Below are 11,186 nucleotides of genomic sequence, written 5' to 3' on the forward strand. Positions count from 1 at the left end.
GCGGTGATGAAGGCCAACGCGCTGTACCAGCAGCACGGCCTGGGCGCGCGCGACGACGCCATCGCCATGCAGTACCTGGTGCCGGGCTGGAAGTTCGACAACAAGCGGCCCTGCCTGGTGCGCTGAATCCAGGATCTAAGAGTCAACAAGGAGCAGTCCCCATGAGAGAAAACCGCCTGCGCACGCTGTGGAAATCCGGCGGCGCCGCCATCAACGGCTGGCTGGCCATTCCCAACAGCTTCGCCTCGGAGGTCATGGCCCACCAGGGCTGGGACACGCTGACCATCGACGTGCAGCACGGCGTGGTGGACTACCAGGCCATGGTGCAGATGATGCAGGCCATCTCCACCACCGAGACCGTGCCGGTGGTGCGCGCGCCGTGGCTGGAGCCCGGCATCCTGATGAAGATCCTGGACGCGGGCGCCTACGGCGTGATCTGCCCGATGGTCAACACCCGCGAGGACGCGCAGAAGTTCGTGGCCTACACCAGCTACGCGCCGCGCGGCGTGCGCAGCTTCGGCCCGGTGCGGGCCCTGTACTACGGCGGCGCGGACTACCCCGCGCACGCCAACGACACCATCGTGCGCTTCGCCATGATCGAGACCGCCCAGGCGCTGGACAACCTGGACGACATCCTCTCGGTCGAAGGGCTGGACGCGATCTACATCGGCCCGTCGGACCTGTCGCTGTCGCTGGGCTGCACGCCCACCTTCGACGACCTGGACCCCAAGGCCGCCGAGGCGGTGGACCACATCCTGGAGCGCGCCAAGGCGCACGGCGTGGTCGCAGGCATCCACAACGGCCGCGCCGACGTGGCGCTGGCGCGCATCGCCAAGGGCTTTCAGTTCGTCACGGTCAGCTCCGATGCCCGCCTCATTGCCGCGGGGTCGCAGCAGATCCTGGGGGCGATGCGCTCGCAAATGAAGCCGGCCGCGGGCGGCACGAGCGGCTACTGATACCCCTTCAACCCGATTTCCGGGCGGCGGCCGAGTGGTTGCCGCTCGCAACGACCAGTCAAGGAGAAACACATGAACATCGGATTCATCGGCCTGGGCATCATGGGCGCCCCGATGGCGCTGCACCTGGTCAATGCCGGGCACCAGCTCTTCGTCAACACGCATGGCGCCGTGCCCGAGGCCGTGACGGCCGCCGGCGCCAAGGCCTGCGCCAATGCCGCGGAAGTGACGCAGCAGTCCGAGATCGTCTTCACCATGGTGCCGGACACGCCGGACGTGGAAGCGGTGCTCTTCGGCGAGAACGGCGTGGCCTCCGCGCTGCAGGCCGGCGGCGCGCAGGGCGGTGCGCGCAAGGTGATCGTGGACATGAGCTCGATCTCGCCGATGGCCACCAAGACCTTCGCGCAGAAGATCAACGCGCTGGGCGCCGACTACGTCGATGCGCCGGTTTCCGGCGGCGAGGTGGGTGCCAAGGCGGCGTCGCTGACCATCATGTGCGGCGGCGACCCGGCGGTGTTCGAGAAGGTGCGCCCGCTGCTGGAGAAGATGGGCAAGAACATCACGCTGGTGGGCGGCAACGGCGACGGCCAGACCACGAAAGTGGCCAACCAGATCATCGTGGCGCTGAACATCGCCGCCGTGGGCGAGGCGCTGATCTTCGCCAGCAAGGCCGGCGCCGACCCGGCCAAGGTGCGCGAGGCGCTGATGGGCGGCTTCGCTTCGAGCCGCATCCTGGAGGTGCACGGCGAGCGCATGGTCAAGCGCACCTTCAACCCGGGCTTCCGCATCAAGCTGCACCAGAAGGACCTGAACCTGGCGCTGCAGGGCGCGCGCGAGCTGGGCCTGGCGCTGCCGCAGACGGCCGGCGCCGCGCAGCTGATGCAGGTGCTCGCCGCCAACGGCATGGCTGACCTCGACCACTCGGCGCTGGTGCGCGCGCTGGAGATCATGGGCAACCACGAGGTGGCCCAGGGCTGAGCCGACGAAGGAGCGCGCCGCATGACGACCACCCCCGACCGCCGCGCCCTGCTGCGCTCGATGTTCGACGCGGCCATCGCCGCCGCGCAGCCCGCGCGCTGCCTGCCGCCGCACCTGCCGCAGCCGCCCAAGGGCCGCACCATCGTCATCGGCGCCGGCAAGGCGTCGGCGGAGATGGCGCGTGCCTTCGAGCAGCACTGGAGCGGCCCGGTCGAGGGGCTGGTGGTCACGCGCTACGGCTACGAGGTGCCGTGCGAGCGCATCGAGATCGTGCAGGCCGCGCACCCGGTGCCCGACGCGGCCGGGCTGCAGGCCACCGAGCGCATCCGCGCGCTCGTCTCGGGCCTGACCGAGGACGACCTCGTCATCGCCCTCATCTCCGGCGGCGGCTCGGCGCTGCTGGTCGGCCCCGCGCCGGGGCTGACGCTGCAGGACAAGCAGGCCGTGAACAAGGCACTGCTGGCCAGCGGCGCCTCGATCTCCGAGATGAACTGCGTGCGCCGGCACCTGTCGGCCGTGAAGGGCGGGCGGCTGGCCGCCGCCTGCCACCCGGCGCGGGTGCTGACCCTGCTGATCTCCGACGTGCCCGGCGACAACCCCATGGACATCGCCTCGGGCCCGACCGTGGGCGACCCCACCACGCGTGCCGACGCGCTGGCCATCGTCGATCGCTACCGCATCGAGGTGCCGGCCGCGGTGCGCGAGTGGCTCGCGCGTGAGGAGAGCGAGAGCGTCAAGCCCGATGACCCGCGCCTGCAGCGCTGCGAGACGCGCATCGTCACCGCGCCGCAGATCGCGCTGGAAGCCGCCGCGGCGGTGGCGCGCGAGGCGGGCGTGACGCCATACATCCTGGGCGACAGCCTGGAGGGCGAGGCGCGCGACGTGGGCAAGGTGCTCGCGGGCATCGCGCGCCAGGTGGCCGTGCACGGCCAGCCGTTCCAGACGCCCTGCGTGCTGCTCACCGGCGGCGAGACCACGGTGACGCTGCGCGGCCAGGGCCGTGGCGGGCGCAACGTGGAGTGCCTGCTGTCGATGGCGGTGGCGCTGGATGGGCTGCCCGGCGTGCACGCGCTGGCGGGCGACACCGACGGCGTGGACGGCGCCGAGGAGATCGCCGGCGCCGTCTGCACCCCGGACACGCTGGCGCGCGCCTGGGCGCAGGGCATCAACCCGCGCAAGAGCCTGGACGACAACGACGGCCACGGCTTCTTCCAGGCGCTGGGCGACTCGGTCGTGACCGGCCCGACGCTGACCAACGTCAACGACTTCCGGGCCATCGTCATCGACGCGCCGGCCCGGGGCTGAGTCGATCGAGGCCAACACGGCACGCCATGGCTGTCGGCTCCCGCTCCATGCCGGCACAGCAACTTCCCGTTCGCCCTGAGCCCGTCGAAGGGCAGGCGCTGGCACGCCGGCATGGCGAAGGCTTCGACGAGCTCAGCCCGGAGACTGCTCCCTTGGCGCCAAGCCCTTCGACAAGCTCAGGGCGAACGGAAACAGGAAAGGCCGCGCCGCCGCGCGCGCTGCAGCGCTTCCTGTGCCTGGACGACTTCGAGCCCGCGGCGCGCGCGCGGCTGCCGCGGCCGCTGTTCGGCTACGTGTCGGGCGCGACTGAAACGAATGCCTCGCTGCGCGACAACCGCGCCGCGTTCGAGGAATGGGCGTTCCTGCCGCGCATGCTCGTGAACGTGTCGCGGCGCGAGCAGTCGGTGGAGCTGTTCGGCACGCGCTACCGATCGCCCTTCGGCATCGCGCCCATGGGCATCAGCGCGCTCACGGCGTACCGCGGCGACCTGGCGCAGGCGCGCGCGGCCGCCGCCGCGGGCGTGCCCATGATCCTGAGCAGCTCCTCGCTGATCCGCATGGAGGACGTGTTTCACCAAGCACCCGGCACCTGGTTCCAGGCCTACCTGGGCCGTGACCCGGCCGCCACGGCGCGGCTGGTGGAGCGGGTGCAGGCGGCCGGCGCGCCGGTGCTGGTCGTGACCATCGACTCCGCCGTGGTGCCCAACCGCGAGAACAACGTGCGCAACCGCTTCAGGACGCCGCTGCGCCCCGACGCGCGGCTGCTGTGGGACGGCCTGACGCACCCGCGCTGGGCCGTGGGCGTGTTCCTGCGCACGCTGCTCGCGCACGGCATGCCGCATTTCGAGAACGTGGGGGCCGAGCGCGGCGCGCCGCTGGTGGCGCGCGACGTGACGCGCGACTTCTCCGGCCGCGAGCACCTGGACTGGGAAGCGCTGAAGGACATCCGTCGCCGCTGGCGGGGTGCGCTCGTGCTCAAGGGCGTGCTGCATCCCGAGGACGTGAAACTGGCCCGCGCCGCCGGCGTGGACGGCGTGATCGTCTCCAACCACGGCGGGCGCCAGCTCGACGGCGCGGTGTCGCCGCTGCGCGTGCTGCCGGCCATCGCCGAGGCCGCGGGCCCGGTGGTGGTCATGGCCGACAGCGGTTTCAGGCGAGGCACCGACGTGCTCAAGGCACTGGCGCTGGGCGCGCGCGCCGTCTTCGTCGGCCGCCCCATGAACTACGCCGCCGCCGTCGGCGGCGAGGCCGGCGTGGCGCACGCGCTGGCGCTGCTGCGCGCCGAAGTCCATGCCGACATGGGGCTGCTGGGCATCAACCGGCTGTCCGAGCTGGGGCCGCGGCACCTGCTGCGCCGCCAGGGCTGAACCGAATCCACCACAAACCGTGCACGAGCACGAACGACAGGAGACAAACGATGAACCCGACCCGCAGAGCCCTCGCCGCCGCCCTGGCGCTGGCCGCCGCGCTGCCCATGGCCGCGCAGGCGCAGGACAAGTGGCCCAGTAAACCCATCACCTACGTCGTCGCCTTCCCGGCCGGCGGCACCAGCGACATCCTGGCGCGGCTGATCGCGCAGAAGCTGGGCCCGGCGCTGGGCACCACGGTGATCGTGGACAACAAGGCTGGCGCCGGCGGCGGCGTCGGCTCGGAGCAGGTCTCGCGCGCCGCGCCGGACGGCTACACGCTGCTGGGCGGCACCATCAGCTCGCACGCCATCAACGTCAGCCTCTACCCGAAGCTGGGCTACGACCCGGTGAAGTCCTTCGAGCCCATCGCGCTCATCGGCACGAACCCGGTGCTGCTGGTCACGCGCCAGGACAGCCCCTACAAGAGCGTGGCCGACGTCGTCGCCGCCGGCAAGGCGAAGAAGCCGATGACCTCGGCCTCGGCCGGCAACGGCACCTCGCAGCACCTGGCGCTGGAGCTACTCAAGTTCAACACCGGCATCGGCATCGACCACATCCCCTACAAGGGCAGTGCCCCGGCGATCCAGGACGTGATGGCCGGGCAGGTGGACATGATGTTCGACACCACCGTGGTGGCCGGCCCGCACGTCGAGTCGGGCAAGCTGCGCGCGCTGGCCGTCACGTCCGCCAAGCGCCTGCCCAACATGCCCAATGTCCCCACCGTGGCCGAGACCGTGCCGGGCTACGAGGTGGTGTCGTGGCAAGCCATCTTCGCGCCCGCCGGCACCCCGAAGGCGATCCAGCAGCGGCTGCACGACGAGATCAACAAGATCCTGGCCCAGCCCGACGTGAAGGAGCGGCTGGGCAAGCTGGGCATGGAGCCCGGGCAGATGGGCACCGGCGACTTCGCCGCGTTCCAGAAGGCCGAGATCGCCAAGTGGGCGCAGCTCATCAAGGCGGCCAACATCAAGATCGAGTGAATGAGTTCGTTCCAGGCCGGCCGCAGCGCCGGCTTTTTCTTGCCGCTCCCGCAGTGAAACAACGAAGGACCCGCCCATGAATCGCAGGACCACCGTCCACGCCCTGGCCGCCGCCGCCCTGGCCACCGTTGCCGCTGGCGCCGCCGCCCAGGCCCAGTCCTGGCCCACGAAACCGCTGCGCATCGTGGTGCCGTACCCGCCCGGCGGCTCCTCGGACATCATCGCCCGCGCCATCAGCCAGCCGCTGTCGGAGGCGCTGAAGACGACGGTGATCATCGAGAACAAGCCCGGCGCCAACGGCAACACCGGCACCGACCTCGTCGCCAAGTCCAGCGACGGCCACACGCTGCTGCTGTGCGACGTGGGCGCGCTGGCGATCACGGCCTCGGTGTACGGCCGGCTGCCCTTCGACCCGAGCAAGGATCTCAAGGGCGCGACCATGCTGGCCTACTCGCCGCACCTGCTGGTGGTGCACCCGTCGGTGCCGGCCTCCAACCTGCAGGAGCTGGTGGCGCTGTCGAAGAGGCAGAAGATCGACTTCGCCGTGACGGCCATCGGCAGCGCGCCGCACGTGGCCGGCGTGGGCGTGGAGAAGGCCACCGGCGCGAAGTGGGAGTACATCCCGTACAAGGGCGGCTCGCAGGCCATCAACGACACCGTGGCCGGCCAGGCGCACGTGCTGATGAACGGCATGCTCGCGACGCTGCCCATGGTGCAGGCGGGCAAGCTCAAGGTGCTGGGCGTGTCCAAGGCCACGCGCGTGGCGCTGCTGCCCGACGTGCCCACCATCGCCGAGCAGGGCGTCAAGGGCTTCGAGTCCGGCACCTGGCAGGGCGTGCTGATGCCGGCCAGCACGCCGCCAGCGGTGCTCAGCAAGGTCTCGGCCGAGCTCACGCGCATCATCCGCTCGCCCGAAGTGCGCCAGCGCCTGAGCGGCCAGGGCGCCGAGGTCCACACCATGACGCCCACCGAGTTCACCGCCTTCTTCGAGCGCGAGCGCGCCAGCTGGGCCAAGGTGGTGGCGCAGGGCGGAGTGAAGATCGAGTGAGCACGGGTGAATCCGGTGAACCGATGAACGATGGAGAACGATGGATGAGCAGTGAAAAACCGCGCGTGCTGCAGTTCGGCCGCCTGATGCCGTGGCTGGAGCAGCAGCTCGCCGACCGCTACGACGTGGTGCTGCTGGCGCAGCAGCCCGATCCGAAGGCGTACCTCGCCGAACACGGCGGCGAGTTCGTGGCGGCCGTGACCTCGGCGGCCATCGGCATCGACAACGCCGGCATCGACGCGATGCCGGCGTTGAAGGTGATCTCCAGCTTCGGCGTGGGCCTGGACAAGATCGACGTGGAGTACGCCGGGCGCCGCGGCATCGCCGTGGGCTACACGCCCGACGTGCTCAACGACTGCGTGGCCGACACCGCCTTCACGCTGCTGCTGGACGTGGCGCGGCGCGCGTCCGAGGCCGACCGCTTCGTGCGCCGCGGCGCCTGGCCCAACGACAAGTTCCCGCTGGCCACGCGCGTAAGCGGCAAGAAGCTGGGCATCGTCGGGCTGGGCCGCATCGGCCGCACCATCGCCAGGCGCGCCTCGGGCTTCGACATGGAGGTCCGCTACCACAACCGCCGCCCGGCCGAGGGCGTGGCCTACGGCTACGAGGCCAGCCTAGTGGATCTGGCACGCTGGGCCGACTTCCTGGTGATCGCCGCGGCCGGCGGGGCGGAGAGCCGCAACCTGGTCTCGGCCGAGGTGCTGGACGCGCTGGGGCCGAAGGGGTTCCTGGTCAACATCGCGCGCGGCACGGTGGTGGACGAGCCGGTGCTGGTGCAATACCTGCGGGAGAAGCGCATCGCCGGCGCCGGCCTGGACGTGTTCGTGGACGAGCCGCACGTGCCCGAAGCGCTGTTCGAGCTCGACAACGTGGTGCTGCTGCCTCACGTGGCCAGCGCTACCCACGAGACGCGCCAGGCCATGGCGGAGCTGGTGCTGGAGAACCTGCACACGTTCTTCAGCGAGGGGCGGCCCAGGGTGGCGGCGATGGCCTGAGCGCTGCCATACCGCCTCTACCCGCCACGGTCGGTGCGGGTGGAGGCGGCGCTACCATCCCCGGACACCCGAGTCCCCGCCCCGGAGCCTGTCCATGGATGTGAAAACCGTCGTCGCCCAAGCCAAGCACCAGATTGCCGACTTGTTCGCTGACGAGGCCATCGAGAACCTCGGGCTGGAAGAGGTCGATTACGACGAAAGCAAGGGCGTCTGGAGCGTGACGCTGGGTTTCTCGCGACCTTGGGACCAGCCGCGGGGTGCGCTGGCTGCCATTGCCGGACAGAACCTTTATGCCAAGCGTGCATTCAAGGTCGTTCAAATCGAGGATGCCACCAGCAAGGTTCTATCGGTCAGAAACCGTGACGTCCCGGCATGACGGGCATTTCAGTCGCGATCGACAGCAATCTGCTGTTGTTGTTTGTCGTGGGCAGTGCGTCACGCGGCTACATAGCCAGGCACAAGCGCCTGAAAGCGTTTGATGTCGCTGATTTTGATTTGCTGTTGCAGGAATTGTCCGTTGCTTCCACCCTGGTGCTCACGCCCAACACGCTGACCGAGACATCAAACCTCATCGACCATATTGGTGAACCAGCCCGGGGACATATCTACCGGTTTTTGCGTGCCTTGCTTCAACGCCCCGAGGCCGAAGAGCGGTATGTGCCTGGTATCCAGGCCACGGCATCAGCTGAATTGCCTCGCCTCGGACTGACGGATTGCACGTTGCTTGAGCTGTGTGATGCGGGCGTGCCGCTCATCACGGTCGATTTGCCGTTGTTCCTCGCGGCACTGAGCCGTGGCGCCAAGGCCATCAATTTCAATCACTTGCGGGACGCCGCTTCCTGAAGGCTCTCATGCCCGTCCACGAAGCCATCGGCGTCGATTTCTCCAGCCGCCCAAGCCGCCGCAAGCCCGTGGTCGTGGCCCAGGGCCAGGCCGCGGGCACCACGGTGCGGCTGCAGGCGCTGCACGCCTTTGACACGCTGGAGGGCTTCGGCGAGTGGCTGAAGCAGCCCGGGCCCTGGGTCGGCGGCTTCGACTTCCCGTTCGGGCTGCCGCGCGAGCTGGTCGAGCAGCTGGGCTGGCCCACCGACTGGCTGGCGCTCATGCGCCACTACGCGGCGCTGGAGCGCAGCACCATCCGCGACACCTTCGCCGCCTTCTGCGCCGCGCGCCCGGTGGGCGGGAAGTTTGCGCACCGCTCCACCGATGGCCCGGCGGGCTCCAGCAGCTCGATGAAATGGGTCAATCCGCCCGTGGCCTACATGCTGCACGCGGGCGTGCCACTGCTGCTCGATGCCGGCGTGCACCTGCCGGGACTGCTCGACGGCGACCGCGGTCGCGTGGCGCTGGAGGCCTATCCGGGGCTGCTGGCGCGGGAGCTGATCGGGCGGCGCTCCTACAAGAACGACGACCCGGTGAAGCACACGCCGGAGCGGCTGATCGCGCGCAAGGACATCGTCGCGGCGCTGGAGCAGGGCCGCACCAGCCTGGGCCTGCGCCTGAAACTGACGCCGGCCCAGCACGACGCGCTCATCGCCGACGCCAGCGGCGACCGGCTCGACGCCGTGCTGTGCCTGCTGCAGACCGCCTGGGCCGGCGGCCGGGACGATTGGGGACTGCCCGCGGGATTCGACCCGGTGGAAGGCTGGATCGTCGGCGCCATCCCGCCGGGCCCTTGAGGCGAAGAAAAGCTCAGACGCTCTTGCAGCGGTTCTTCACCTGCGCCGTGTCGATGGCCTCGACCTCGCCTTTCAGCCGCGCCACGTCGCCTTCGTGATCGCCCGACAACTTGCTAAAGGGCAAGGCCAGGAAAAATACGCCGACCGCGTCGGTATTGGCCTTCGAATCCTGCATCCGGGAATATTTGTCGAGTTCGGCGCGGGTATCGGTTTTCCGGGTGGCCAGTTCGGCGCAGCTCAGGTGCGTATATTTTTCGTGGGAAACGTAGGAGGCGTGAATCGATTCCGGCCGCGAGGCGCAGGCGGAGAGCAGGGCGACGGCGACGGTGGCGGCAAACAGGGCAATCGGCTTCATTTGAATATCTCCAGGGAGTTGCTGCGGCGGGGCACGGCTGCGTGCCGGAGCGAGAATGTAGGCAGCCATGGAGATTCGTGAAATCGTGCCGGCGGGGGCGGCCGGTGGAGGGGGTGAACTCGTCCGCCCGGGTGGAACGGTATTTGCCCTCGGCCCTCCCGGATTTCAGGGTCGGGATTACACCGGCAGCAGCCCGATGCCGGCACTGCGCTCGACGAACCACAGCAGCGCCACGCCGACGGCGCCGGCCGAGCCGGCGCGCAGCACCCAGCGCTCGTAGCCGCCGCGCCGGCGCGCCAGGAACAGCAGCGGCACCACCAGCGCCACGATCGCCAGCTGGCCCAGCTCCAGCCCCAGGTTGAAGCGCAGCAGCGCCCAGCCGAAATCCGCCGGCGGTAGCTCCACCTCCTGCAGCACGCCGGCGAAGCCGAAGCCGTGCACCAGGCCGAACAGGAACGTCACCCAGCCCCGCGCGCGCCCAAAGAAACCGCGCAGGTTGTCCAGCGCCGCCACGGCGATGGTGGCGGCAATCGCCGGCTCGACCAGCGACGCCGGCAGGCTCACGCCGCCCAGCGCCGACAGCGCCAGCGTCAGGCTGTGCGCCAGCGTGAACAGCGTCACCGTGGCCGCCACCGGCACCAGCGCCTGGCGCGCCGAGGCCACCGGGCGCCAGCCCCGCGGCGTGCGCTGGAGCACCGCGGGCAGCAGCAGGCACAGCAGGAACAGCAGGTGGTCGTAGCCGGTGACGATGTGGAACACGCCCTCGCGCACGAAGCTGGTGCCGGCGGCTTGCGCGGCGTCCGCTGCCGACCCGGCGGCAGCCCCCGCCGCGCCGGGCTCCAGCACGCGCACCTCGACCCGGCCGTCCGGATGCAACAGCCGGGCGATGCCGCGGTGGTTCGCGTCCAGCCCGGCGAAGAGCCGGTAGTCGATGGGCAGCCCCGCCGGCGGCGCGCACACGGCCGCGAAGCGCAGGGCGGCGTACACGCCGTCGCTGCGCCGCTCCAGCGCCGGCTCACCCGTGCCCTGCAGCGCGCAGCCGGGCACGGCGATGCGCTCGCGCGCATGCGCCGCCAGCGCGGGCCAGGCGGCGCGCACCTCGCCCCAGGTCAGGTCGCGGTCGCCGTCCGCGTCCACCGGCACGGCGTTGTCCAGGTCGCGCAGCGCGATGTCCCAGCGCAGGTCCAGGCCCTGCGCCGTGGCCTGCAGCTGCAGGTAGGCGTCGCTGTTCTTGTGGGCCAGGGCGGGCGCCGCGACGACGGTCAGCAGCGCGGCGAGTGCGGCGGCCAGCCGCCGGCCGATGCGGCGCGCCGTGCCCGGCGGCGTCTCAGCGTCCCAGCACATCGTCGATCCGCCGGTCATGCAGCCCCACTTCGGCCACGAGGGTGCGCGCCTGCGCCAGCGCCGCGGCGTCGCCGGCGGCGCGCGCGGCGCGGGCCAGCAGCAGCAGGTCCAGCGGCTCGCGCTGGCGCGTGACGTTG

Annotated in this window: 12 protein-coding genes; 10 read left to right on the top strand and 2 right to left on the bottom strand. The window is 70.5% G+C overall.

The features are described 5' to 3' along the window. Positions 1-161 precede the first annotated feature (161 nt). The 10 genes from FJ694_RS35100 to FJ694_RS35145 all read left to right on the top strand — a co-directional run bounded on the left by FJ694_RS35100 (position 162) and on the right by FJ694_RS35145 (position 9,350). A complete protein-coding gene (locus FJ694_RS35100) occupies positions 162-956 on the top strand; it encodes an HpcH/HpaI aldolase family protein (protein WP_157272158.1) in 795 nt (264 codons plus the stop codon). A 72-nt stretch (positions 957-1,028) separates the two neighbouring features. Then, positions 1,029-1,934, top strand: a complete 906-nt coding sequence (locus tag FJ694_RS35105; RefSeq protein WP_157272159.1) for a 2-hydroxy-3-oxopropionate reductase — start codon at positions 1,029-1,031, stop codon at positions 1,932-1,934. Positions 1,935-1,955: 21 nt separating this feature from the next. Continuing rightward, on the top strand, positions 1,956-3,239 hold the full coding sequence (locus FJ694_RS35110) for a glycerate kinase type-2 family protein (RefSeq protein WP_157272160.1): 1,284 nt from the start codon (positions 1,956-1,958) through the stop codon (positions 3,237-3,239). A 152-nt stretch (positions 3,240-3,391) separates the two neighbouring features. After that, positions 3,392-4,606 carry an alpha-hydroxy acid oxidase gene (locus FJ694_RS35115; RefSeq protein WP_232540366.1) on the top strand — a complete coding sequence of 405 codons (1,215 nt, stop codon included), beginning with the start codon at positions 3,392-3,394 and terminating at the stop codon, positions 4,604-4,606. A 50-nt stretch (positions 4,607-4,656) separates the two neighbouring features. After that, positions 4,657-5,628, top strand: a complete 972-nt coding sequence (locus FJ694_RS35120) for a Bug family tripartite tricarboxylate transporter substrate binding protein (protein ID WP_157272161.1) — start codon at positions 4,657-4,659, stop codon at positions 5,626-5,628. A 76-nt stretch (positions 5,629-5,704) separates the two neighbouring features. After that, positions 5,705-6,676, top strand: coding sequence for a Bug family tripartite tricarboxylate transporter substrate binding protein (locus FJ694_RS35125; protein ID WP_157272162.1), 972 nt, complete (start codon positions 5,705-5,707; stop codon positions 6,674-6,676). 44 nt (positions 6,677-6,720) lie between these two features. Beyond that, positions 6,721-7,671 carry a 2-hydroxyacid dehydrogenase gene (locus FJ694_RS35130; RefSeq protein WP_157272163.1) on the top strand — a complete coding sequence of 317 codons (951 nt, stop codon included), beginning with the start codon at positions 6,721-6,723 and terminating at the stop codon, positions 7,669-7,671. Between the two features lie 94 nt (positions 7,672-7,765). Continuing rightward, the gene (locus FJ694_RS35135; RefSeq protein ID WP_157272164.1) at positions 7,766-8,047 is read left to right on the top strand and encodes a hypothetical protein; all 282 of its coding nucleotides are present in this window, start codon (positions 7,766-7,768) and stop codon (positions 8,045-8,047) included. Next, positions 8,044-8,514 carry a PIN domain-containing protein gene (locus tag FJ694_RS35140; protein WP_157272165.1) on the top strand — a complete coding sequence of 157 codons (471 nt, stop codon included), beginning with the start codon at positions 8,044-8,046 and terminating at the stop codon, positions 8,512-8,514. Before FJ694_RS35135 ends, FJ694_RS35140 begins: the two co-directional genes overlap by 4 nt. An 8-nt stretch (positions 8,515-8,522) precedes the next feature. Further along, positions 8,523-9,350 (top strand): DUF429 domain-containing protein, encoded by an 828-nt coding sequence (locus FJ694_RS35145; protein ID WP_157272166.1) that lies wholly within the window; start codon positions 8,523-8,525, stop codon positions 9,348-9,350. Positions 9,351-9,363: 13 nt separating this feature from the next. On the opposite strand, the gene FJ694_RS35150 is transcribed toward FJ694_RS35145, so the two are convergent. Both FJ694_RS35150 and FJ694_RS35155 read right to left on the bottom strand, forming a co-directional pair. After that, positions 9,364-9,774 (bottom strand): hypothetical protein, encoded by a 411-nt coding sequence (locus FJ694_RS35150; protein WP_232540367.1) that lies wholly within the window; start codon positions 9,772-9,774, stop codon positions 9,364-9,366. A gap of 108 nt (positions 9,775-9,882) precedes the next feature. After that, positions 9,883-11,049 (bottom strand): HupE/UreJ family protein, encoded by a 1,167-nt coding sequence (locus FJ694_RS35155; RefSeq protein ID WP_157272167.1) that lies wholly within the window; start codon positions 11,047-11,049, stop codon positions 9,883-9,885. Positions 11,050-11,186 lie beyond the last annotated feature (137 nt).

This window comes from Azohydromonas aeria, from assembly GCF_009760915.1.
GTDB classification, from domain to species: Bacteria; Pseudomonadota; Gammaproteobacteria; order Burkholderiales; family Burkholderiaceae_C; genus Azohydromonas; species Azohydromonas aeria.